Here is a 22,485-nt window from a genome sequence, read left to right on the forward strand (position 1 = left end):
CGAGCCTGTCGAGGGGTTGTCGTTCGGAGAGCTCATCCGCCGTTGTAGGGCGCGACCACGACCTCGACGCGCTGGAACTCCTTGAGGTCGGAGTAGCCCGTCGTCGCCATCGACTTGCGCAGTGCCCCGATGAGGTTGGCCGTGCCGTCGGCGACCGGCGCGGGGCCGTACAGCACCGACTCGAGGTCGACGAGCTGCTCGATCTTCATGCGGCGGCCGCGCGGGAGCTTGGCGTGGTGCGCCTCGGGACCCCAGTGGTAGCCGAGGCCGGGCGCGTCGGTCGCGCGCGCGAGCGCGACGCCGAGCATGACGGCATCCGCTCCCATCGCGAGCGCCTTGACGATGTCGCCCGACGTGCCGACGCCGCCGTCGGCGATGACGTGCACGTAGCGTCCGCCCGACTCGTCGAGGTAGTCGCGGCGAGCGCCCGCGACGTCGGCGACGGCCGTCGCCATGGGCGCGTGCAGTCCGAGGGTCGCACGGGTCGTGGATGCCGCGCCGCCGCCGAAGCCCACGAGCACGCCCGCCGCGCCCGTGCGCATGAGGTGGAGGGCCGCCGTGTAGGTGGCCGCGCCGCCCACGATGACGGGGACGTCGAGGTCGTAGATGAACTTCTTGAGGTTGAGCGGCTGGTCGACCGACGACACGTGCTCGGCCGAGACCGTCGTGCCGCGGATGACGAAGAGGTCGACGCCGGCGGCGACGACCGTCTCGTAGAGCTCCTGCGTGCGCTGGGGGGTGAGGGAGCCGGCGACCGTGACGCCCGCGGCGCGGATCTCGGCGAGGCGGTCGCGCACGAGCTCGACCTTGATCGGCTCGGAGTAGAGCTCCTGCATGCGCGCCGTCGCCGCCGAGTCGGGGAGCGGGGCGATCTCGGCGAGCAGCGGCTCGGGGTCGTCGTAACGCGTCCACAGGCCCTCGAGGTCGAGCACGCCGAGACCGCCGAGCTGGCCGAGCATGATCGCGGTGCGCGGGCTCGTGACCGAGTCCATGGGCGCGCCGAGCACGGGGATCGAGAACTGGAAGGCGTCGATCGTCCAGGCCGTCGAGACGTCCTCGGGATTGCGCGTGCGCCGCGAGGGCACGACCGCGATGTCGTCGAACGCGTAGGCCCGGCGGGCGCGCTTCGCGCGGCCGAGCTCGATGTCCATGCTCACGTCCCCAGCCTACCCGCCGCCCCTCGCGCGCCCCGTGAGCGTCAACGGGCGCGGGCGACGCGGCGCTCGTCCCACACGGGCTCGGGCGTCTCGCGCACGCGGCCGTCCTCGCCGAAGACGAGGAAGCGGTCGAACGAGCGCGCGAACCAGCGGTCGTGCGTCACGGCGACGACGGTCCCCTCGAAGCGGCCGAGCGCGTCCTCCAGCGCCTCGGCCGACACGAGGTCGAGGTTGTCGGTCGGCTCGTCCAGGAGCAGCAGCGTCGCGCCTGACAGCTCGAGCAGCAGGATCTGGAACCGCGCCTGCTGACCGCCCGACAGCGTGTCGAACGCCTGCTCGGCCTGGCGGACGAGCCCATAGCGGTCGAGTGCCGAGCTCGCGGCATCGCGAGGCATCCCGGATCTCGTGTCGTCGCCGCGATGCAGGATGTCCAGCAGCGACCGTCCCGAGAACTCGGGATGCCGGTGCGTCTGCGCGAACCACCCCGGCGAGACGCGCGCGCCGAGGATCGCGCGGCCCGTATGCGGCACGGGGTCCAGGGCGGAGCCGACCGTCGTGATGTGGCCGAGGCGCCCGTCGGGGTCGCTGCCGCCGCGCGCGAGGAGCCGCAGGAAGTGCGACTTGCCGGATCCGTTCGACCCGAGCACCGCGACCCGGTCGCCGAACCACACCTCGAGGTCGAACGGCTGCATGAGCCCGGTGAGCTCGAGCCGCTCAGCCACGACGGCGCGCTTGCCGGTGCGCGATCCGCGCAGCCGCAGTGCGAGCTCCTGCTCGGGCGGGCGCTCCTCGGGCGGTCCCGCCTCCTCGAATCGTCGCAGCCGCGTCTGGGCGGCACGGTACCGCGAGGCGAAGCCGTCGTTGGCGGCGGCCTTGACCTTGAGGTCGGCGACGAGCGCCTTGAGCTTGGCGTGCTGCTCGTCCCAGCGACGGCGCAGCTCGTCGAGGCGCAGCATCCGGTCTTCGCGTGCCCGGTGATAGGTCGCGAACCCGCCGCCGTGCACCCACGCGGAGCTGCCCGCGGGGCTCGCCTCGAGGGTCACGAGCCGGTCGGCGCCGCGCGCGAGCAGCTCGCGGTCGTGCGACACGAGCAGGACGGTCTTCGGCGTCTCGCGCAGCCGCTCTTCGAGCCAGCGCTTGCCGGGCACGTCGAGATAGTTGTCGGGCTCATCGAGGAGGAGCACCTCGTCGGGTCCGCGCAGGAGGGCCTCGAGTGCGAGCCTCTTCTGCTCGCCGCCCGAGAGGGTCGACAGGTCGCGGTACCGGGCACGGGACAAGGGGATGCCGAGCGCCGCCGTCGTGCACGTGTCCCACACCGTCTCGTGCTCGTAGCCGCCGGCCTCGGCGTACTCGGCGAGCGCCGTCGCATACGTCATCTGCGTCTCGAGGTCGTCACGCTCGATCAGGGCGTTCTCGGCCGCCTCGAGTGCGCGCGCCGCGTGGGCGATGCGGTCGGGCGCGACCGCGACGAGCAGGTCGTGCACCGTCTGGTCGGCGCCGCCGTGGCCGATGAACTGGTCCATGACGCCGAGGCCGCCGCCGATGACGATGGCGCCCTGGTCGGGGGCGACCTCGCCGCGGATCATGCGCAGCAGCGTCGTCTTGCCGGCGCCGTTCGCGCCGATGAGCGCCGTCGTCGACCCCTCGCCGACGCGGAACGAGACCTCGTCGAGAAGCTGCCGCCCGTCGGGCAGCGCGTAGGAGACGCCGCTGACGTCGATGTGCCCCACGATGTCCTCTCCGTCCGCTCCCGCGGACGGAGAGCCGACCAGACTACCTCAGGCGGCGGGTGCGGCGTAGCGGCCGGAGCGCACAGCGCGTGCGCGGGCCTTCTCGGCCTCTTCCTCGCGGTTCTTCGGCGGCACTGTTGCCACGAGGTCGTGCAGGAGGTGCTGCGTGATGTGCTCGATCTCGTGCACTGCCCGGTCGAAGGCGTCCTGGTTGGCCTTCGAGGGCTTCGTCGTGCCCGCGATCTTGCGGACGAACTGGAGCGCGGCGGCGTGCACCTCTTCGCTGGTGGCGGCCGGCTCGAAGTTGTGGAGGGTGTGGATGCTGCGGCACATGCCCCCGACGATACGCCGGGCGGCGGTCACCCGGCCAGGCTCACCAGGGCTCGTCGCCGCGGGGCGCGATGTCGAGGATGTGCGGCAGCTCGGTGGGGAAGCACGCGCGGAAGAGCTCGGTGATGCTGGGGTCCGAGCCGTAGTCGTCGACGAGCCGCATGCCGATCATGACGTTGATGAGCATGCCCTCGGCGAGGAACCTGCGCGCCTCGTCGGCGTCGAATCCGGCCTCGTCGCGGAAGAACCGCCACACCTCGGCGAAGCACTGGCGGGCGGCCGCCCCGATGACGGGGTGGCCGCCGAGCAGCCACGCGTGCGACAGCGTCTGGTGCAGGCCGCGCACGCTCAGCAGCTCGACGTACGCCTCGCCGATGCGCTTGGCGACGGGGCGGTCGGACGAATCGTCCTCGAGTGCGACGCGGAACACGCGCATCAGCTCGTCGCGCGATGCCTGGATCGCGGCGAGGAACAGGCTCTCCTTCGTGCCGAACAACCGCACGACGTAGGGCTGGCTCACGCCCGCGGTGCGGGCGACGTCGTCGGTCGTCGTCCCCTCGTACCCGCGCGCCCCGAACACGGCGATGGCTGCGGCGATGATCTGCTCGCGGCGCTCGTCCGAGCTCATCCGCCGGCCGGCGGTCTCGGGTCGCGACACCGTCGTCGTCTCCTGATTCGCGTTCACGCTTGACATGTTATCAGCGGATTACTACATTGAGCCTCGTCTTAGTAATCATCCGATTACAACAACCCGGAAAGGAGCATCCGATGAGCGACGTCCTCACCCCGACCCCGACCCGCAGGCGAGCCTTCGGGCTCGTCGTGGCCGCGGCATCCATCCCGATGTTCATGGCGACCCTCGACAACCTCGTCATGACCAACGCGCTCCCCGTGCTGCATCAGCAGCTCGGCGCGAGCGTCGAAGAGCTGCAGTGGTTCGTCAATGCGTACACGCTCGCCTTCGCGAGCGCGATCCTGGTCGCGTCGGCACTCGGCGACCGCTTCGGCCGGCGCACCGTCTTCATCGCGGGCATCGCGATCTTCGGCGTGGGATCGGTCCTGGCCGCCCTCAGCACCGACCCGACGCAGCTCATCGCGGCGCGCGCGCTGCAGGGCTTCGGCGGCGCGGGCGTCATGCCCCTCTCGCTCGCCCTCATCTCGGGCGGCGTCGCCCCCGAGCGCCGGCCCCTCGCGATCGGCCTGTGGGGCGGCATCTCGGGCCTCGGCGTCGCGGTCGGCCCGCTCGTCGGCGGCGCCGTCATGGAGGGCTGGAACTGGCAGGCCATCTTCTGGATCAACGTCCCCGTCGCGATCGTCGCGATCCCCTTCGCCTTCTTCGCGCTGAACAACGACTTCGGCGCACGCGCACGCATCGACGTCGTCGGTGCGATCCTCGCCGCGGTCGGCGTGCTCGCACTCGTCCACGCGATCGTGCGCGGCAACGACGACGGCTGGTCGTCGTTCTCCGTCATCGCCGAGCTCGTCGTCGGCACGGTGCTGCTCGTCGGCTTCGTGCTCTGGCAGCTGCGGGCCAAGGCACCGCTCGTGCCGCTGCGCCTCTTCCGCGACCGCTCGTTCACGCTGACCAACGTCGTGGGCTTCGGCTTCAGCTTCGGCACCTTCGGCGCCGTGTTCATCCTGATCCAGTACATGCAGGTCGTGCAGGGCTCGACGCCGCTCGAGGCGGCCGTGCAGACGACGCCGTGGACGCTCGCGCCCATGTTCGTCGCCCCGCTCGCCGGCATCATCGCACCGCGCGTGGGCACCCGCATCCTCATGCTCGTCGGCCTCGTGCTGCAGGGCATCGCGCTCGCCTGGATCGGCCTCACGATGTCGGCGACGCTCGACTACATCGAGCTCGTCGCGCCGTTCATCCTCGCGGGCGTCGGCATGGGCCTCGTCTTCGCGCCGTCGGCGACGGCGCTCCTGGCGACCCTCGGCGTGCTCGACCACGCGAAGGCGTCGGGCGTCAACTCGACGATCCGCGAGATCGGCATCGCCCTGGGCACCGCCGTCATGACCGCGATCTTCGTCGGAGCGGGCGGCGCACTGCAGCCCGACCTCTACGTCGACGCCGCGCGCCCCGCCGTGCTCACGGGCGCCGCCGTGCTCTTCGTCGCCGCCGTCGCGGCGGTGTGGCTTCCGTCGGGTCGGGCAGTTCGCGGAGGGGATGCCTCACGCGAGGCGACCGCCGAGCAGGAGCTCGCGACGGTCTGATCTCGCCTACGGCACCGTGCGAGGCGGTGGGCTCCTCAGGAGCCCGCCGCCTCCGCGCGTCTCCGGCGACCGAGCAGCGCGCGCGTGAAGGTGCCGTCGAGGAGGAAGAGCAGGAACGCCCATGACCCGATGAACGCCGCCAGCACGACGACGACAGCGGCGATGATGAGGGCGCTCAGCGATCCGCGGCCGTAGACCTTGGCGTCGTCATCGCTCAGGTCGGGCATCATGACGTCGCGGTTGCGCAGGACCCAGCGGTACTGGAGCCAGCTCGCGAGGATCGCGAAGAAGAAGACGAGCGGCATCGCGAGCCGGCCGGCGAGATAGTCCGCGTACTCCGTCATGAGCCCCGTCGCGAACGGCACGAGCACGATGAACAGCAGGCGGGCGCTGTTGAGCCACAGCACGACGGAGTCGACGCGAGCGATGTGCTCGAACTGCTGCACGTGGATCATCCACAGCAGGCACAGCAGCCCGAAGCTCAGCAGGAAGTTGACGAAGAGGCCGCCCATCCCGCCGAGCGCACTCCACAGCTCGCCGTCCGAATCCACCTCGCCCAGCGAGTGGCTCGTGAGATCGAGCACGAGGAGCGTCGCCGCGATCGCGAAGACACCGTCGGTGAAGGCCTCGAGCCGACGGGTCGACTCGGTCGCGAGCGCATGCCTGCGGCGGATCACCCGCTCAGGCTAGCGAACGCTCAGCGCTTGTAGTTGGGCGCCTCGACGACGATCTGCACGTCATGCGGGTGCGACTCCTTGAGACCCGCGGCCGTGATGCGGACGAACTTGCCCTTGGCCTTGAGCTCGTCGACCGTGCGGGCGCCGACGTAGAACATCGACTGACGCAGGCCCCCGACGAGCTGGTACGCGACCGCAGAGACGGGACCGCGGTATGCGACCTGACCCTCGATGCCCTCCGGGATGAGCTTGTCGTCGCTGGGCACGTCGGCCTGGAAGTAGCGATCCTTCGAGTACGACGTCTTCTTGCCACGCGTCTGCAGCGCGCCGAGCGAGCCCATGCCGCGATACTGCTTGAACTGCTTGCCAGCCTGGAACACGATCTCGCCCGGCGACTCGTCGGTGCCCGCGAGGAGCGAGCCGAGCATGACGGTGTCGGCACCGGCGACGAGCGCCTTGGCGATGTCGCCGGAGTACTGCAGACCGCCGTCGGCGATCACCGGGACGCCCGCCTCGCGCGCCGCGAGCGACGCCTCGTAGATCGCGGTCACCTGGGGCACGCCGACACCTGCCACGACGCGCGTCGTGCAGATCGAGCCCGGGCCCACGCCGACCTTGACGGCATCCACACCCGCGTCGATGAGCGCCTGCGCGCCCTCACGCGTCGCGACGTTGCCGCCGATGACGTCGATGTCGGCGAAGGATGCGTCGGCCTTGAGCCGGCGGACCATGTCGATGACGCCCGCGGACTGCCCGTTGGCCGTGTCGACGACGATGACGTCGACCCCCGCGTCGCGGAGCGCCTCGGCACGCTCCCAGGCGTCGCCGAAGAACCCGATGGCGGCGCCGACGCGCAGCCGGCCATGCTCGTCCTTCGTCGCGAGGGGGTACTTCTCGCTCTTGTCGAAGTCCTTGATCGTGATGAGGCCCGCGAGCGTGCCGTCGTCGTCGATGAGCGGCAGCTTCTCGACGCGGTGCTGGGCGAACAGGGCGATGACCTCGCCCGCGCTGATGCCGACGTGGCCGGTGACGAGGTTCTCCGTCGTCATGACGTCGCGGACCTTCGTCGTCTGACGCTCGAAGCCCGACACGAAGCGCATGTCGCGGTTCGTCACGATGCCCACGAGGTGGTCCTGCTCGTCGACGACGGGAAGGCCGGAGATGCGGTACTGCGCGCAGAGCGCGTCGACCTCTTCGATGGTGGCGTCGGGGGTCGTCGTGATCGGGTCGGTGATCATGCCCGACTCGCTGCGCTTGACGCGATCGACCATCGACGCCTGGTCCTCGATCGAGAGGTTGCGGTGGATGATGCCGATACCGCCCTCGCGCGCGATCGCGATCGCCAGGCGGGCCTCGGTGACGGTGTCCATGGCGGCAGACAGGAGCGGCGTCGCGACGGTGATCCGTCGCGTCACACGGGACGACGTGTCGGCCTCACTGGGGATGACGTCCGTGTGCCCGGGCAGCAGCAGGACATCGTCGTACGTGAGTCCGACGAAGCCGAAGGGGTCGTTGTGCTCCATGGGTTCTCCTGCGCGCGCGGCGCGTTGCTCGAGTGTGGACGACGACGGCCGGTGCGCAGGGTAACGCTCCGTACTCGATTCTAAGCGAGCGCACCTGTGAAACATTCCCGAGAGCGGCCCCGCACCGGCGCGGGATCGCGATTGCATCACGTATCCACAGCGGCTCCTGAGCGAAACACCGCTGACACATTAGGCTCATAGCGTCGTTCATCACGGCCGATGCGACCCGGAGCTTCGGTGTGCGCTGTGCCGTACCTGGGAGGTTCTGTGGGTCCTACGACTAGCACCATGCGGCGTGCCGCCCCGTGGGTGGCGGCGCTCATCGGCGTCCTGCTCGCAGCCGCGATGGTCTTCATGGGCGCGTCCGGCGCGCACGCCGCGCCCGGCGACGACCAGGAGAAGACCGACTTCTACTTCGCGGGTGTCATCACCTACCAGGGCAAGCCTCTCGAGGCTGTCGTCGTGTCGGTCGAGGGCAACGGATTCAAGGCCGAGACCAAGACCGACGCCGAGGGCAAGTGGCGCCTGTACGTGCCCGAGAAGGGGAAGTACACGCTCAGCGTCGACGAGTCGACGCTTCCCAAGGGCGTGATCGTGAAGGGCGACTCCGCGTCGCAGGAGGTGCAATTCGGCCTCACCAACACCAAGATCATCAACCTCTTCCTCGGCGAGGGAGTCAGGCAGACGGTATCCATCTGGGACCAGCTGCTCGACCGGCTGATGAACGGCCTGAACTTCGGCCTGCTGCTCGCGCTCGCCTCGATCGGCGTCTCGCTCATCTTCGGCACGACGGGCCTCAGCAACTTCGCCCACGGCGAGATGCTGACCTTCGGCGCGATCATGGCCCTCGTCTTCGGCGTCTGGCTCGCGTGGCCCATGTGGCTCGTGCTGCCGCTCGTCGTCGTGCTGGGCGGGGCGCTCGGGTGGACGTTGGATGCGGGCTTGTGGAAACCCCTCCGAAGAAAGGGGCTGGGCCTGGTCCAGCTCATGATCGTGAGCATCGGCCTCTCCCTCGCCCTGCGCTACACCTACCAGTTCTTCATCGGGGGCGGCACGTACCAGCTGCCCGGCGCAGGCGCGGGACGAGACATCCACATCGGTCCCATCTCGATCTCGTGGATCGACGCGGTCTCGATGGCCACCAGCATCATCCTTCTCATCGCCGTCGCGTACTGGCTTCTGCGCACCCGCATCGGCAAGGCGACGCGCGCGATCAGCGACAATCCTGGTCTGGCCGCGGCATCCGGAATCAACGTCGACCGCGTCATCCGCATCGTGTGGATCCTCGCCGCGGCGCTCGCCGCCATCGCCGGCGTGCTGTGGGCGTACTTCCGTCCCGGGGTCGCGTGGGACATGGGCACTCAGGTGCTGCTGCTGATCTTCGCGTCGGTGACGCTCGGCGGCCTCGGCACCGCCTTCGGAGCCCTCATCGGCTCGCTCATCGTGGGCATCCTCGTCGAGGTCTCGACGCTGTGGATCCCGTCCGACATGAAGTACGTCGGCGCGCTCGCCGTGCTGATCATCATTCTGCTCGTCAGACCCCAGGGCATCCTCGGGCGCAAGGAGAGGTTGGGCTAGCGCCATGGACTGGGGACAGATTCTCAACAACACGGCGTACTGGATCTTCAGCCCGGAGACGATCGCGTACGCGCTCGCCGCGACGGGTCTTGCCGTGCACTTCGGCTACACGGGCCTGCTCAACTTCGGTATGGCCGGCTTCATGGCCCTCGGCGCCTACGGCTACGCCATCTCGATCCTGAGCTTCGGCCTTCCGTGGTGGCTCGGCATCATCATCGGCTGCATCGCGGCGGCGATCTTCGCCGTCATCCTCGGCATCCCGACCCTGCGGCTGAGAGCGGACTATCTCGCCATCGTGACGATCGCGGCGGCCGAGATCGTGCGACTGCTGCTGACGACCCAGCTCTTCGACGAGTTCACGAACTCCGCCGACGGTCTCGGCGGCTACCACGCGGGCTTCCGCGCCGCGAACCCCTTCCCCGACGGCACATACGGCTTCGGCCCGTGGACGTGGACGCAGGATCAGCTGTGGGTACGCGTGTTCGGCATCATCCTGCTGGGAATCGCGATCTACCTCGTGTGGGCGCTCATGCGCAGCCCGTGGGGTCGCGTGCTCAAGGGCATCCGCGAGGACGAGGACGCCGTGCGCTCGCTCGGCAAGAACGTCTTCTCCTACAAGATGCAGGCGCTCATCATCGGCGGCATCTTCGGCGCCCTCGGCGGCGTCGTGTTCGCCTTGCCGTCGGCCGTCGTCCCGGCGACCTACACCACGTCGCTGACCTTCTTCATCTGGACGATCCTGCTGCTCGGCGGCGCGGCCACCGTGTTCGGCCCCGTCGTCGGCTCGGTCATCTTCTGGGTCATCATGGGCTTCCTCGACAACGTGCTGCCGGCGCTCGCGAACTCCGACATCCCGATCATCTCGGCGATGTCGAGCCAGCAGGCGGGCACCCTGCGCTTCATCCTCGTCGGCGTCGCCCTGATGCTGATCGTGATCTTCCGCCCGCAGGGCATCTTCGGCAACAAGAGGGAGCTGACCTTTGTCAAGTAGCGCCTCAGAACCCACGCCCACGACGGGGAGCATCCGTCGTCCCAAGACCACGGGACTCGCCAAGGGCGAGAACGTCCCGGGTGTCGAGAAGGTCGACCCGATCCTCATCGTCGACAACGTGACCCGTCGGTTCGGCGGCCTCACTGCTGTCGACGTCGAGCACCTCGAGATCCCGCGCAACGCCATCACCGCCCTCATCGGCCCCAACGGTGCCGGCAAGACGACGCTGTTCAACCTGCTGTGCGGCTTCGACAAGCCGAACTCCGGATCGTGGTCGTTCGACGGCACCAACCTCTCAGGCATCCCGTCGTTCAAGGTCGCCCGCATGGGCCAGGTGCGCACCTTCCAGCTCACCAAGGCGCTGTCGCTGCTGACAGTGCTCGAGAACATGAAGCTCGGAGCCACCCGCCAGAAGGGCGAGAGCCTGTGGGCGAGCATCATCCCGGCCATCTGGCGCAGGCAGGACTCCGACATCGAGGACAAGGCCGTCGACCTGCTGCGCCGCTTCAAGCTCGACGCGAAGGCCGACGATTACGCGGCGTCACTGTCGGGCGGCCAGCGCAAGCTCCTCGAGATGGCGCGGGCGCTCATGAGCGACCCGACGCTCGTCATGCTCGACGAGCCGATGGCAGGCGTCAACCCCGCGCTCACCGAGTCTCTGCTCGACCACATCCTCGATCTGAAAGACCTCGGCATGACGGTGCTCTTCGTCGAGCACGACATGCACATGGTGCGTCACATCGCCGACTGGGTCGTCGTCATGGCCGAAGGCCGCGTCGTGGCCGAGGGCCCGCCCGACACCGTGATGCAGGACCAGGCCGTCGTCGACGCCTATCTCGGCAGCCACCAGGACGTCGACCTCGGCGTCGTGACGCACCGCGTCGCAGGCGAGCTCGACACGTCCGCCCTCGAGCTGCTCGAGGAGATCAGGGACGAAGAGGCCGCATCGATCGCCGAGGCCGAAGAGGAGAACAGATGACCGACGCTTCCACGGGCTCCACGCCCGACCTGGGCGCCTCGACCGGCACGGTGGAGACCGACGAGGTCGTCGTGCAGGTCACCGACCTCCTCGCCGGCTACCTGCCCGGCATCAACATCATCAACGGCGCCAACCTCGTCGCGCGCAAGGGCGAGCTCATCGGCATCATCGGCCCCAACGGCGCCGGCAAGTCGACGCTGCTCAAGGCGATCTTCGGCATGGTCAAGGTGCGCAGCGGCGAGATCACGGTCGACGGCGAGAGCGTCGTGGGCCTCAAGTCCGACAGGCTCGTGCAGCGCGGCGTCGGCTTCGTGCCGCAGACGAACAACGTCTTCCCCTCGCTGACGATCGAGGAGAACCTGCAGATGGGGCTGTATCAGAACCCGAGGCGCTACTCCGAGCGCCTCGAGTTCGTGACAGGCATCTTCGCCGAGCTCGGCAAGCGCCTGAAGCAGCGCGCGGGCTCGCTCTCCGGCGGCGAGCGGCAGATGGTCGCGATGTCCCGCGCGCTCATGATGGATCCGTCGGTGCTGCTCCTCGACGAGCCCTCTGCGGGCCTCAGCCCCGTCCGTCAGGACGACGCGTTCATCCGCGTCTCCGACATCAACAAGGCGGGCGTCACGACGATCATGGTCGAGCAGAACGCGCGCCGCTGCCTGCAGATCTGCGACCGCGGCTACGTGCTCGACCAGGGCCGCGACGCCTACGAAGGCACGGGCCGGGAGCTGCTCAACGACCCGAAGGTCATCGGGCTCTACCTCGGCAGCCTCGGCGCCGACGCGGACTGACCCGACTGCACAGACAAGAACAGAAGAGCGGATGCTGCGGCATCCGCTCTTCTCTTCTGTGCGGGCCCGTCGGACCGCCCTCGACGCGGAAGGGCCCCGGATCGCTCCGGGGCCCTTCGCTGCGAGTCGACTTACTGGTCGATGCGCTTGTTGAGGTTGTCGGCGCCGTACTGGAAGATGCCGACCGTGGCCTCGGTGGGGTCACCGTGCTCGTCGAACGTGATCGGACCGGAGAAGCCGTCGTAGTCCGCGACGCCACCGCCGAGGATGATGTCGGCGCACTCCTTGAACGACGTGCACTTCTTGCCGTCACCCGAGCCGCCCGAGACCTCCTGGAGCTTGCTCGCGATGTCGGCCGGGTCGGTCGAGTTCGCGGCGAGCGAGGCGAGCGCGAGCAGGACGACCGCGTCGTACGACTCGTTGGAGTACGAGAAGTCCGTGAGCGCGGTGTTGCCCTCGCCCGTCCAGTAGGTGTTCAGCCGCGACTGGAAGTCCTTCGGCGTGGAGGGTCCGGCGGGCGTCGTGCCCTTGGCGCCTTCCATGCTCACGCCGGCCGGCCACTTCGCGTCGGACCCGAAGTTCTTCAGGTTGCCGTCGACGAGGTACAGGTTCTTGGCGGGGTAGCCCGCGGCCAGGAGCGCCGGGCCGATCGTGTAGATCTGGTCGAACGTGATCAGGACGATGGCGTCGGGGTTGGAGGCCAGCAGCGCGCTGAGCTGCGCGTCGAAGGTCGTGTCGCCCGTGTTGTACGACTGCTCCGCGACGATCTTTCCGCCCGCGCCCGTGAAGGTGTCCTGGAACACCTTGTTCAGGCCCGTGCCGTAGGAGTCGTTCTGGTACAGGACCGCGACGTTCTCGTGGCCGTCCTCGGCGACGAGGTTGCCGAGGACCTCGCCCTGGAGCGTGTCGGACGGAGCCGTGCGCCAGTAGAGGTTGTTGTCGTCCCAGTTGGTGAAATCGAGCGACGTATTGGCCGGCGAGAAGGTGATGATGCCCGCAGCGACGGCGTCGTCGAGGAAGAGCTTCGTCACACCCGACGAGGCGGCGCCGATGGCAGCCGAGACGCCCTCCGAGATGAGCTTCTGGATGGTCGTCGCGTAGGCCTTGTTGTCGGTGTCACCAGAGTCGCCCCAGATGATGTCCGGGATCGTGATGCCGACGGCGGCGTCGTTGATGTCCTGCGCGGCAAGGCCGACACCGGCCTCCTCGGGCGGGCCGAGGAACGCGAGGGTTCCGGTCTGCGGAAGGATGGTGCCGATCTTCAGGCTGAGATCGACGTTCTCGGACGGCGCTGCGCTCGACTCCGAGCCCGATCCGCCGCCGGAGCATCCGGCGAGGATGAGGGCGCTGGCGCCGGCGATCGCGATGGCGCCGAGGACCCCGGCCTTACGCGAGCGGTGGAAGACGCTCATTTTGCTCCTTGCTGTGTAGGGACGCGGGCACGGCTCGGGTGCCGCCCCAGTGCACTAAACCTAATCGGGAGCCGGTCTCTTGTGTATTGCCTTTCGTTAACGATGTGTAACGCGACCGGATCGTTACAAACGGCCCCGGAATACCCCTGACGGGTATACGGTTGAGAGTGGTACCCCCTAGGGGTATCAACGCAAAAGGAGCCGATCATGATGATGAACGAGTACCTCGTGACAGGGATGAGCTGCGGACACTGCGAAGCGAGCGTGCGGCGCGAGGTGACGGCTGTCCGCGGCGTCGAAGCCGTGGAGGTCAGCGCGGCATCCGGCCGGCTGCTGGTCACATCGCAGACGGATGTGGCCGATGAAGACGTGATCGCGGCCGTCGACGAGGCGGGCTATGAGGCGGTGCGGGTGGCATGACCGATCACGCGATCGAGCTCGAGATCTCGGGCATGACGTGCGCTTCGTGCGCCGCGCGCGTCGAGAAGAGGCTCAACCGGCTCGACGGGGTCGAGGCCTCGGTCAACTTCGCGACCGAGCGCGCGCACATCGTCGCGCCGGCAGGCTTCGACCCGCATGCGCTCATCGCCGAGGTCGAGAAGACCGGTTACGGTGCCGCGCTCCCGCGGCCCGTGCACGAGCACGCCCACCACGCGGAGCCCGAGCTCGTCTCGCTCCGGCGGCGGCTCGTGGCATCCATCGTCCTCGCGGTGCCCGTCATCCTGCTGTCGATGATCCCTGCGCTCCAGTTCCCCGGGTGGGAGTGGGTCGCACTGGTGCTCGCGACACCGGTCGTGACGTGGGCCGCGTGGCCGTTCCACCAGGCCACGTGGATCAACCTGCGTCACGGCGCCGTCACGATGGACACCCTCATCTCCGTCGGCGTCTCGGCCGCGTACCTCTGGTCCGTCTACGCCATCGTCCTCGGCGGCATGGGCCACATGTACCTCGAGGTCGCGGCCGGCGTCACGATGTTCGTGCTCGCAGGACGCTACTTCGAGGTGCGTTCGAAGCGTCAGGCGGGCGCCGCGCTGCACGCCCTCCTCGAGGTCGGCGCGAAGGACGTCGCCGTGCTCCGCTCCGACCTGCTCACCGGAACGCGCACCGAGGTGCGCATGCCCGTCGAGCAGCTGCGGGTCGGCGACGAGTTCGTCGTGCGGCCCGGCGAGAAGATCGCGACCGACGGCGTCGTCGTGTCGGGCACGTCCGCGGTGGATGCCTCGACCGTGACCGGCGAGTCGGTTCCCGTCGAGGTGGCACCCGGCGACGGCGTCATCGGGGCGACCGTCAACGTCGGCGGGCGACTGGTCGTGCGTGCGACTCGTGTCGGCGCCGATACGCAGCTCGCGCGGATGGCGAAACTCGTCGAAGAGGCCCAGTCCGGCAAGGCGGCCGTGCAGCGGCTCGCCGACCGCATCTCCGCCGTCTTCGTGCCGGTCGTCATCGGCATCGCGATCGTCACCCTCGTGGTCTGGCTCCTGCTGGGCGCGCCTGCCGCCGACGCCTTCGGCGCCGCGGTCGCCGTGCTCATCATCGCGTGCCCGTGTGCGCTCGGCCTCGCAACGCCCATCGCGCTGCTCGTCGGCACCGGCCGCGGCGCGCAGCTCGGCATCCTGATCCGCGGCCCGGAGGTGCTCGAGTCGACACGCGCCGCCGACACCGTCGTGCTCGACAAGACGGGGACGGTCACGACGGGGCGGATGTCGCTCACCGACGTCATCGCCGCGCCCGGCGTCGATCGCGCCGAGCTGCTGCGGCTCGCGGGCGCCCTCGAGGACGCGTCGGAGCATCCCGTCGCCCGGGCGATCGCGCGTGCGGCGGGCGACGTCCTGCCCGAGCCCGAGTCCTTCCAGAACCTGCCGGGAGCGGGCGTTGCGGGTGTCGTCGACGGCCACGCGGTCGTCGTGGGCCGCCGCGCCATGCTGGCCGACTGGGCGCTGACGCTCGACGGCGTGCTCGACGCCGAGGCATCGCGCCTCGAGGCCGAAGGTCGCACGACGGTCGTCGTCGCCTGGGACGGCGCGGTGCGCGGCATCCTCGCCGTCGCGGACGGCGTCAAGCCGACCAGTCCTGCCGCGATCGCCCAGCTGCGCGACCTGGGTCTGGAGCCCGTGCTCCTGACGGGCGACAACGAAGCCGTCGCGCGGCGGGTCGCCGCCGAGGTCGGGATCGACCGGGTCATCGCGCAGGTGCTGCCGGCCGGGAAGGTCGCCGTCGTGCGCGAGCTGCAGGCGGAGGGCCGGTCGGTCGCGATGGTGGGCGACGGCGTCAACGACGCGGCCGCGCTCGCGCAGTCCGATCTGGGCCTCGCGATGGGCACGGGCACGGATGCCGCGATCGAGGCATCCGATCTGACCCTCGTCCGCGGCGACCTGCGCAGCGCGGGCGACGCCATCCGGCTGTCGCGCTCGACGCTGCGGACGATCCGCGTCAACCTGTTCTGGGCCTTCGCCTACAACGTGGCGGCGATCCCGCTCGCGGCGCTCGGCCTGCTCAACCCCATGATCGCCGGTGCGGCGATGGCGTTCTCGAGCGCCTTCGTCGTCGGCAACAGCCTGCTGCTGCGGCGTTTCCGCAGCCATGCGGACGACCTCGTGAAGGAGACGCGATGACCCTCGCAGACACGCCTTCGGGCACGCCCGTGCACGATCACTCCGCGCACCACGGCTACATCACCGACAAGGACAAGTACCTCAATCGCCTCAAGCGCATCGAGGGGCAGGCGCGCGGCATCCACAAGATGGTCGAGGACGAGAAGTACTGCATCGACATCCTCACGCAGATCAGCGCATTGACTTCCGCGCTCGAGGCCGTCGCCGTCGGACTGCTCGACGACCACCTGCGGCACTGCGTCGTCGACGCGGCGCGGCTCGGCGGGCCCGAGGCCGACGCGAAGATCACCGAGGCGACGCAGGCGATCGCGCGGCTCGTGCGCTGACCCGCCGTCAGGTGAGCTCGGCGACGTCGGACGGTGCGTCGTCGACGATGCGCGACGTGCGCGCACGGCGGGCGGCGACGACCGAGTCGACGGTCAGGAGGATGAGGGCGACCCACACGAGGGCGAAGCCGATCCAGCGCTCCGGCGGCATCGGCTCGCCGAGCACCCAGACGCCGATGATGAACTGCAGGATCGGCGCGGCGAACTGCAGGATCCCGATGAGCGTGAGGGGCGCACGGCGCGCGCCCGCCGCGAAGAGCAGGAGCGGCACGGCCGTGACGACACCGGCCAGGCTCAGGAGCACGGTGTGCAGCGGGGTCCCCTGGCCCATCGACAGGCCGACCGTGAGCGACACGACGACGAGCTGGATGATCGCGATCGGCGTCAGCCACAGCGACTCGAGCGTGAGACCGCTGATCGCGTCGACCGAGGGGCCGATCTGCTTCTTGACGAGGCCGTAGAAGCCGAAGCTGAAGGCCAGCGACAAGGCGATCCACGGGAACGCCTGATACCCCAGGATGATCACGACAACGGCCGAGGCGGCGATCGCGAGCGCCACCCACTGCGTGATCCGCAGCCGTTCGTGCAGCACCAGCACGCCCAGGAGCACCGTGACGATCGGGTTGATGAAGTACCCGAGACTCGTCTCGACGACGTGCCCCGTCAGCGTCGCGATGAGGAAGACCTGCCAGTTGACGTAGATGAGCGCGCCGGCGACCATCGTCCAGACCACGAGCCGGCGGTTGCGCAGGATCGCGACGAGCTTGGGCCACGTGCGCGTGACCGTCAGGAGGATCGCGCAGAAAGCGAGCGAGAGCAGGATGCGCCATGCCACGACCTCGAACGGGCCGGTGGGCGCGAGGAGGAGGAAGTACAGCGGGAGGAACCCCCACATGACGTACGCGATGAACGCGTACACGCCGCCGAGCGCGTGCTCGCGGGAGGGGTCGGAGCTCACCACCTCAGCCTAGGACGACGATCGGGCCCGGCGGCCGCGCGAGGCATCCCGTGCCTGCCGACCACGGCTCGATTCCTGCCACCCCGATATGCGAAAAGACCCGGATGCCGAAGCATCCGGGTCTTTCCAGAAAGTGCAGTCCTCAGCGGACGACGACCGCGAGCACGTCGCGAGCCGACAGGACGAGGAAATCGTCACCGCCGAACTTGACCTCGGTGCCGCCGTACTTGCTGTAGATCACGCGGTCGCCGACAGCGACGTCGAGCGGGACGCGGTTGCCGTTGTCGTCGATGCGGCCGGGGCCCACCGCCACGACCTCGCCCTCCTGGGGCTTCTCCTTGGCGGTGTCGGGGATGACGAGGCCACTCGAGGTGGTCTGCTCGGCCTCGACCTGCTTGATGACGATGCGGTCCTCGAGCGGCTTGATGGAAACCGACACGGGTCTACCTCTGCTTTCCTTGAGACTTCAAGACTCGTTAGCACTCACGGGCGGCGAGTGCTGAATCAGTCTAGGCGGGCCGCTGGCACTCACGCAACGTGAGTGCCAATCAGCGTCATACGGCAATACGCTGGCGACATGGACCTGGCCGAGCTCACGGCACTGCTGACGCCTGAGGGACTGCGCCTTCTGGACGAGCTTCCGCCCATCGAGAGCGCCGACGACGTCGCGCGGACGGTCTCGCGCCTGCGCGCAGCCGGGCACTCCCCCGACCTCGTCTCGGCCGTCGTCGGCCAGTCCCGCCTGCGCGTACGCGCGCAGGCGAAGTTCGGCGGCTTCGCCGAGCGCATGCTCTTCACGCGCGCGGGACTCGAGCAGGCGACGCGGCTCTCGATCGCCGGGCGGCACGCGGCGCGGTTCCGGGATGCCGGCATCACGACCGTCGCGGACCTCGGGTGCGGCATCGGGGGCGACGCGCTGGGCCTCGCGGCGCTCGGGCTGCGCGTCCTCGCGGTGGACGCCGACGACGTGACGGCCGCGATCGCCGCGTACAACCTCGCGCCGTTCGGCGACGACGTGAGCGTGCGGTGCGCCCGTGCGGAGGACGTCGATCTCGCCGGTGTCGACGCCGTGTGGCTCGACCCCGCCCGCCGCACCGCCGGACACGGTGAGACCTCGCGCACGCGTCCCGAGGACTGGTCGCCGTCGCTCGAGTGGGTGTTCGACCTGGCGGCGCGGCATCCCGCCGGCGTCAAGCTCGGACCGGCCCTCGACCGCGCGCTCATCCCCGACGACGTCGAGGCGCAGTGGGTCAGCGCCGACGGATCGACGATCGAGCTCGTGCTGTGGTCGGGCGCGCTCGCGCGCGACGGCGTGCGCCGGTCGGCTCTCGTCGTCCGCGGCGACGCCGCGGCGGAGCTCACGGCGGAAGGGGATGCCGAGGACGAGCCCGTGCGGCCACTCGGCGCCTTCGTGCACGAGCCCGACGGCGCCGTGATCCGTGCGCGGCTCATCGGCGACGTCGCGCGGTCGCTGAAGGCCGGGATGCTCGATGACCACATCGCCTATCTGACGTCGGATGCCGCCCTCACGAGTCCGTTCGTCGCATCGTTCCGCGTGCGCGAGGAGCTGCCCGCCGACACGAAGAGGCTCGGGAAGGCGCTGCGCGACCGCGGCATCGGGCGCCTCGAGATCAAGAAGCGCGGCGTCGACATCGACCCGGCCGTCCTGCGGAAGTCCCTCGCACTGCGCGGCGCCGGGTCGGCGACGCTCATCATGACCCGGATCGGCAAGCGCCGGGTCGCGCTTTTGGCCGACCGCGTCTGAGCAGAGGCCTCAGATGAGCCCCGACGCGACGGCGGCGAACAGCAGCCACCCCGCGCTGTAGAGGATCGAGAGGGCGCCCAGCGCGATCGCCCACACGGCGACCGCGCGGCTCTCGAGCGGACGGCGGAGCGCCATGATGCCGGCCACGATGCCGGCGATGCCCAGCGGGAAGCCCCAGCCGACGAAGAGCGAGACGACGAGTCCCAGGATCGAGAAGAGGAGCGCCCACCCGCCGACGCCCCGTCGCGGCGCCTCCGGGGTGGGCATCGCCCAGCGGATGTCGATCGGCTCGCTCTCGGGCTCGGCGGGAGCCGACTGGGTCGTGATCTCGACCGGCGCCGTGGGCAGGCGCGAGAATCCGCCGCGATGCGCGCCGGGCAGCACCGACTCGGATGACACCTCAGCGACATCGGGCGACGGCGGCTGGGTCGTCGCGGACGGCTGTCGGGCGAGCGGGGCCGCCGGCGGGGTGGTCGGGGTCGGCGGCGGGGTGGTCGGGGCCGGGGTGCGCGGCGCCTGCGCCGACGGCGACGGCGACGGCGAGGCGGCGGGCTCGGCCCCGTCGTCGTCGCGCGGTCCGGTCATGCCACGGCCTCCTGCGCGACCTGGATCTCGGTCACGGGCAGCGTGGAGTCGGCGCCGAAGGCGAGCGTCGACGGCGGCCGGCCCGACATGATGAGCTCCGATGCGAGCGCTGCGATCATCGCCCCGTTGTCGGTGCACAGCGACAGCGGCGGAATGCGGACGGTCACGCCCGCGGCATCCGCCCTCTCGATCGCCACGTCGCGCAGGCGCTTGTTGGCGATGACACCGCCCCCGAGGAGGAGCCGGGGCACGTCGTGATCGCGGCAGGCCGCGAGCGCCTTCGTCACGAGCACGTCGACGACGGCCTCGCGGAAGGAGGCGGCGACGTCGGCGACCGGGATCGTCTCGCCCGCCGCCTGGCGCAGCTCGATCCAGCGCGCGACCGCGGTCTTGAGGCCCGAGAAGGAGAAGTCGTAGCGGTGCTTCGCCATGTCGGATGCGCGCGACAACCCACGCGGGAAGGGGATGGCGTTCGGGTCGCCCACGGCGGCCGCCCGGTCGATCTCGGGGCCGCCGGGATAGGGCAGCCCGAGGAGGCGGGCGACCTTGTCGAAGGCCTCGCCGGCCGCATCGTCCATCGTCTCGCCGAGCAGCTCGACATCGGTCGTGAGGTCGCGCACGAGGAGGAGCGACGTGTGCCCGCCGCTCACGAGCAGCGCGACGGTGGGGTATTCGAGGGGCGGGGCGCCGGCATCCAGGATGTCGGCGGCGATGTGGCCCACGAGGTGGTTGACGGCGTAGAGCGGCCGGTCGAGGGATACCGCGAGGGCTTTGGCTGCGCCGACGCCGACCATGAGGGCGCCCGCGAGCCCCGGGCCGGATGTCACGGCGACGGCGTCGACGTCGGTGAGCGCGACACCCGATTCGGTGAGCGCCGCCTCGATCGAGGGCTGCAGGGCCTCGAGGTGCGCGCGGGCGGCGACCTCGGGAACGACGCCGCCGTACCGGGCATGCTCGTCCATCGAGCTCGCGATCGTGTTGGAAAGCAGCGTCCGGCCGCGGACGATCCCGATGCCGGTCTCGTCGCAGCTCGTCTCGATGCCGAGCACGAGGGGCTCGGATGCCTCGGGAGCCTGTCGAAGGGTCACGTGCACGCTCCCGCGTCTTCCGGGTCGTTCTTGCGCGCCGTCGACCAGCCGCCGAGATCGAGGCGCATGACGACGGCGTCGACGTCGTCCGGCTGGTAGTAGCGCGGGCGGCGGCCGACCTCGGCGAAGCCCTCGGAGGCGTAGAGAGCCTGCGCGACGGGGTTGTCGGCGCGCACCTCGAGGAACACCTCCTGCACGTCGCGGGTGGATGCCTCGACCAGGAGCGCCTCGAGCAGCGCGCGTCCGCGACCCCGGCCCCGCGCGGCTTCCGCGATCGCGATCGTCTGGATGTCGGCATCCCTCGACCCCTGCGGCGCGCGCAGGCCCGCGTAGCCGATGACCCGGCCCGCTTCCTCGTCGACGACGTAGCAGCCGTGCCGCGACGCGAGCTCCTCGCGCATCATGGCGTCCGACCACGCGTCGGTCGGAAACGACGCGCGCTCGAGCGTCATGATCGCGGCGAGGTCGTCGGGCGTCGCGCGGCGCAGGCTCATGCCGTCACCCGCTTGGGCCCCGCGGAGGGCGTCACATCGGGCGAGCGGAGGTAGAGCGCGTCGGGCGGACCGATCGTGCGATCCGCCGCGACCGCGCGCGCCGCCGCGAGGGCGAGCATCGCGGCGGGGATGCGGTCGGCGTCGCGGCGCAGGACGCGGCGTTCGGCGAGGATTCCGTCGAGCTCGTCGCGCGGCGCGAGCGCGGGCTCGGCGAGGCGGATCGGGAGGCCGTCGTCGTCGATGCCGCGGTACACCGTGAAGGCGAACTCGCGACGGCGCGCGTCGGTCACGACGGCGAACGCGTCGTCCTCGGAGTTGTCGCGGCCGCCCGTCAGCGCGGAGTGCAGGAGCAGCTCGAGCGCGACGGCGTCATGGCTCGCGACGGGGATCACCGGAACCCCGCGGCCGAGTGCGAAGGCGCGCGCCGCCGCGATGCCGACGCGCAGCCCCGTGAAGGGGCCGGGCCCCATGCCCGCGGCGACATACGTCACGTCGCCGGGGTCGATGGATGCCTCCGCCAATGCCTCGGCGATGAGCGTGCCGATCACCTCGGCGTGCCCCCGCGGGTCGGTGCTCTCGCGTTGCGACCGCACGACGCCGTCGGGTTCGACGACGGCGACGGCAGAGCCGAGGGACGTGTCGATGCCGAGGATCACGCCCTCCAGGGTAGTCGGGACCGTCGGAGGGCCGGGTCTGCCCGCGAGCCGATACGGGTTCGGCGAGCCGATACGCCTCAGACGGTCGCTCCCGTATCGGCTCGTCGGGAATGTATCGGCTCGACCCTAAGGACGCCGGGTCACCGTCACGACGCGGGGTGCGGCGGCATCCATCTCGGCAGCCGCCGGACCGCTCGTGCCGCAGGCGGAATCGACTCCCGCGCCGCCCCATTCGCGTTCGAGCTCGACCTCCCACCAGGAGTCGGCGAGGCCGTCGACCATGCCACGGCCCCACTCGACGACGACGACCGATCCGGCCAGGTCGATGTCGAGGTCGTCGAGCTCCACGGCCGCACCGAGCCGGTAGGCGTCGACATGCACGAGCGGGGCGCCGCCGACGAGCGACGGATGCGTGCGGGCGATGACGAAGGTCGGGCTCTGCACGGGTCCGCGCACGCCCAGACCCGCCGCGATACCGCGCGTGAGGGTCGTCTTGCCTGCGCCCAGCGGACCGGTCAGCACGACGAGATCGCCGGCGCGCAGCATCCCCCCGATCTGCTCGCCGAACCGCTCCATGTCTTCGGGGGCGACGATCTCGTGCCGGCCCGCGATCGCGTCG

At 70.1% G+C, this 22,485-nt stretch carries 23 protein-coding genes; 9 read left to right on the forward strand and 14 right to left on the reverse strand.

Translation table 11 applies throughout. The features are described from left to right. Positions 1–32: 32 nt before the first annotated feature. Genes ACH3VR_RS16980 through ACH3VR_RS16995 form a run of 4 tightly spaced genes read right to left on the reverse strand, consistent with a single transcriptional unit; the run spans position 33 to position 3,902 of the window. Positions 33–1,151: a GuaB3 family IMP dehydrogenase-related protein gene (locus ACH3VR_RS16980; RefSeq protein WP_397557614.1), complete on the reverse strand. Its 1,119-nt coding sequence runs from the start codon at positions 1,149–1,151 to the stop codon at positions 33–35. Between the two features lie 47 nt (positions 1,152–1,198). Then, positions 1,199–2,887 carry an ABC-F family ATP-binding cassette domain-containing protein gene (locus tag ACH3VR_RS16985; RefSeq protein WP_397557512.1) on the reverse strand — a complete coding sequence of 563 codons (1,689 nt, stop codon included), beginning with the start codon at positions 2,885–2,887 and terminating at the stop codon, positions 1,199–1,201. Between the two features lie 48 nt (positions 2,888–2,935). Continuing rightward, positions 2,936–3,220 carry a DUF2277 domain-containing protein gene (locus ACH3VR_RS16990; protein ID WP_397557513.1) on the reverse strand — a complete coding sequence of 95 codons (285 nt, stop codon included), beginning with the start codon at positions 3,218–3,220 and terminating at the stop codon, positions 2,936–2,938. Positions 3,221–3,260: 40 nt separating this feature from the next. Beyond that, positions 3,261–3,902 (reverse strand): TetR/AcrR family transcriptional regulator, encoded by a 642-nt coding sequence (locus ACH3VR_RS16995; protein WP_397557514.1) that lies wholly within the window; start codon positions 3,900–3,902, stop codon positions 3,261–3,263. 83 nt (positions 3,903–3,985) lie between these two features. Between ACH3VR_RS16995 and ACH3VR_RS17000 the strand changes: the two genes are divergently transcribed. Continuing rightward, positions 3,986–5,434: a DHA2 family efflux MFS transporter permease subunit gene (locus tag ACH3VR_RS17000; RefSeq protein ID WP_397557515.1), complete on the forward strand. Its 1,449-nt coding sequence runs from the start codon at positions 3,986–3,988 to the stop codon at positions 5,432–5,434. Positions 5,435–5,469: 35 nt separating this feature from the next. Here the strand turns inward: ACH3VR_RS17000 and ACH3VR_RS17005 are convergent, their stop codons facing one another. Together ACH3VR_RS17005 and guaB are read right to left on the reverse strand one after the other, a co-directional pair. Next, on the reverse strand, positions 5,470–6,111 hold the full coding sequence (locus ACH3VR_RS17005; protein WP_397557516.1) for a TMEM175 family protein: 642 nt from the start codon (positions 6,109–6,111) through the stop codon (positions 5,470–5,472). 20 nt (positions 6,112–6,131) lie between these two features. Beyond that, a complete protein-coding gene (gene guaB / locus ACH3VR_RS17010; RefSeq protein ID WP_397557517.1) occupies positions 6,132–7,634 on the reverse strand; it encodes an IMP dehydrogenase in 1,503 nt (500 codons plus the stop codon). A gap of 288 nt (positions 7,635–7,922) precedes the next feature. Here guaB and ACH3VR_RS17015 point away from each other — a divergent pair, with 288 nt between their 5' ends. The 4 genes from ACH3VR_RS17015 to ACH3VR_RS17030 are packed head-to-tail and all read left to right on the forward strand — an operon-like array spanning position 7,923 to position 11,970. Then, positions 7,923–9,212 (forward strand): ABC transporter permease subunit, encoded by a 1,290-nt coding sequence (locus tag ACH3VR_RS17015; RefSeq protein WP_397557518.1) that lies wholly within the window; start codon positions 7,923–7,925, stop codon positions 9,210–9,212. Between the two features lie 4 nt (positions 9,213–9,216). Then, the gene (locus tag ACH3VR_RS17020) at positions 9,217–10,203 is read left to right on the forward strand and encodes a branched-chain amino acid ABC transporter permease (RefSeq protein ID WP_397557519.1); all 987 of its coding nucleotides are present in this window, start codon (positions 9,217–9,219) and stop codon (positions 10,201–10,203) included. Next, positions 10,193–11,182: an ABC transporter ATP-binding protein gene (locus ACH3VR_RS17025; protein ID WP_397557520.1), complete on the forward strand. Its 990-nt coding sequence runs from the start codon at positions 10,193–10,195 to the stop codon at positions 11,180–11,182. The genes ACH3VR_RS17020 and ACH3VR_RS17025 overlap by 11 nt, the downstream gene beginning before the upstream one ends. Further along, the gene (locus tag ACH3VR_RS17030; protein WP_397557521.1) at positions 11,179–11,970 is read left to right on the forward strand and encodes an ABC transporter ATP-binding protein; all 792 of its coding nucleotides are present in this window, start codon (positions 11,179–11,181) and stop codon (positions 11,968–11,970) included. The genes ACH3VR_RS17025 and ACH3VR_RS17030 overlap by 4 nt, the downstream gene beginning before the upstream one ends. Positions 11,971–12,101: 131 nt before the next feature. Here the strand turns inward: ACH3VR_RS17030 and ACH3VR_RS17035 are convergent, their stop codons facing one another. Next, complete coding sequence (locus tag ACH3VR_RS17035; protein WP_397557522.1) at positions 12,102–13,382, reverse strand: ABC transporter substrate-binding protein; 1,281 nt, start codon at positions 13,380–13,382, stop codon at positions 12,102–12,104. Between the two features lie 207 nt (positions 13,383–13,589). Between ACH3VR_RS17035 and ACH3VR_RS17040 the strand changes: the two genes are divergently transcribed. The 3 genes from ACH3VR_RS17040 to ACH3VR_RS17050 are packed head-to-tail and all read left to right on the forward strand — an operon-like array spanning position 13,590 to position 16,320. Then, positions 13,590–13,802: a heavy-metal-associated domain-containing protein gene (locus ACH3VR_RS17040; protein WP_397557523.1), complete on the forward strand. Its 213-nt coding sequence runs from the start codon at positions 13,590–13,592 to the stop codon at positions 13,800–13,802. Further along, positions 13,799–15,994 carry a heavy metal translocating P-type ATPase gene (locus ACH3VR_RS17045; protein WP_397557524.1) on the forward strand — a complete coding sequence of 732 codons (2,196 nt, stop codon included), beginning with the start codon at positions 13,799–13,801 and terminating at the stop codon, positions 15,992–15,994. The genes ACH3VR_RS17040 and ACH3VR_RS17045 overlap by 4 nt, the downstream gene beginning before the upstream one ends. Beyond that, positions 15,991–16,320 carry a metal-sensitive transcriptional regulator gene (locus tag ACH3VR_RS17050; RefSeq protein ID WP_397557525.1) on the forward strand — a complete coding sequence of 110 codons (330 nt, stop codon included), beginning with the start codon at positions 15,991–15,993 and terminating at the stop codon, positions 16,318–16,320. The genes ACH3VR_RS17045 and ACH3VR_RS17050 overlap by 4 nt, the downstream gene beginning before the upstream one ends. A 7-nt stretch (positions 16,321–16,327) precedes the next feature. Here the strand turns inward: ACH3VR_RS17050 and rarD are convergent, their stop codons facing one another. Beyond that, complete coding sequence (rarD, locus tag ACH3VR_RS17055; protein WP_397557526.1) at positions 16,328–17,281, reverse strand: EamA family transporter RarD; 954 nt, start codon at positions 17,279–17,281, stop codon at positions 16,328–16,330. Positions 17,282–17,420: 139 nt separating this feature from the next. Then, positions 17,421–17,717: a co-chaperone GroES gene (gene groES / locus ACH3VR_RS17060; protein WP_345801589.1), complete on the reverse strand. Its 297-nt coding sequence runs from the start codon at positions 17,715–17,717 to the stop codon at positions 17,421–17,423. A gap of 138 nt (positions 17,718–17,855) precedes the next feature. Between groES and ACH3VR_RS17065 the strand changes: the two genes are divergently transcribed. Continuing rightward, positions 17,856–19,043, forward strand: a complete 1,188-nt coding sequence (locus tag ACH3VR_RS17065) for a THUMP-like domain-containing protein (RefSeq protein ID WP_397557527.1) — start codon at positions 17,856–17,858, stop codon at positions 19,041–19,043. Positions 19,044–19,052: 9 nt separating this feature from the next. On the opposite strand, the gene ACH3VR_RS17070 is transcribed toward ACH3VR_RS17065, so the two are convergent. The 5 genes from ACH3VR_RS17070 to tsaE all read right to left on the reverse strand — a co-directional run bounded on the left by ACH3VR_RS17070 (position 19,053) and on the right by tsaE (position 22,442). Continuing rightward, complete coding sequence (locus ACH3VR_RS17070; protein ID WP_397557528.1) at positions 19,053–19,628, reverse strand: hypothetical protein; 576 nt, start codon at positions 19,626–19,628, stop codon at positions 19,053–19,055. Further along, a complete protein-coding gene (gene tsaD / locus ACH3VR_RS17075) occupies positions 19,625–20,716 on the reverse strand; it encodes a tRNA (adenosine(37)-N6)-threonylcarbamoyltransferase complex transferase subunit TsaD (protein WP_397557529.1) in 1,092 nt (363 codons plus the stop codon). The genes ACH3VR_RS17070 and tsaD overlap by 4 nt, the downstream gene beginning before the upstream one ends. Beyond that, positions 20,713–21,210, reverse strand: coding sequence for a ribosomal protein S18-alanine N-acetyltransferase (rimI, locus tag ACH3VR_RS17080; protein WP_397557530.1), 498 nt, complete (start codon positions 21,208–21,210; stop codon positions 20,713–20,715). The genes tsaD and rimI overlap by 4 nt, the downstream gene beginning before the upstream one ends. Continuing rightward, positions 21,207–21,866: a tRNA (adenosine(37)-N6)-threonylcarbamoyltransferase complex dimerization subunit type 1 TsaB gene (gene tsaB, locus ACH3VR_RS17085; protein ID WP_397557531.1), complete on the reverse strand. Its 660-nt coding sequence runs from the start codon at positions 21,864–21,866 to the stop codon at positions 21,207–21,209. The genes rimI and tsaB overlap by 4 nt, the downstream gene beginning before the upstream one ends. A 126-nt stretch (positions 21,867–21,992) precedes the next feature. Further along, a complete protein-coding gene (tsaE, locus tag ACH3VR_RS17090) occupies positions 21,993–22,442 on the reverse strand; it encodes a tRNA (adenosine(37)-N6)-threonylcarbamoyltransferase complex ATPase subunit type 1 TsaE (protein ID WP_397557615.1) in 450 nt (149 codons plus the stop codon). Between the last annotated feature and the right edge of the window lie 43 nt (positions 22,443–22,485).

This window comes from Microbacterium alkaliflavum, assembly GCF_044325405.1.
GTDB classification, from domain to species: Bacteria; Actinomycetota; Actinomycetes; order Actinomycetales; family Microbacteriaceae; genus Microbacterium; species Microbacterium alkaliflavum.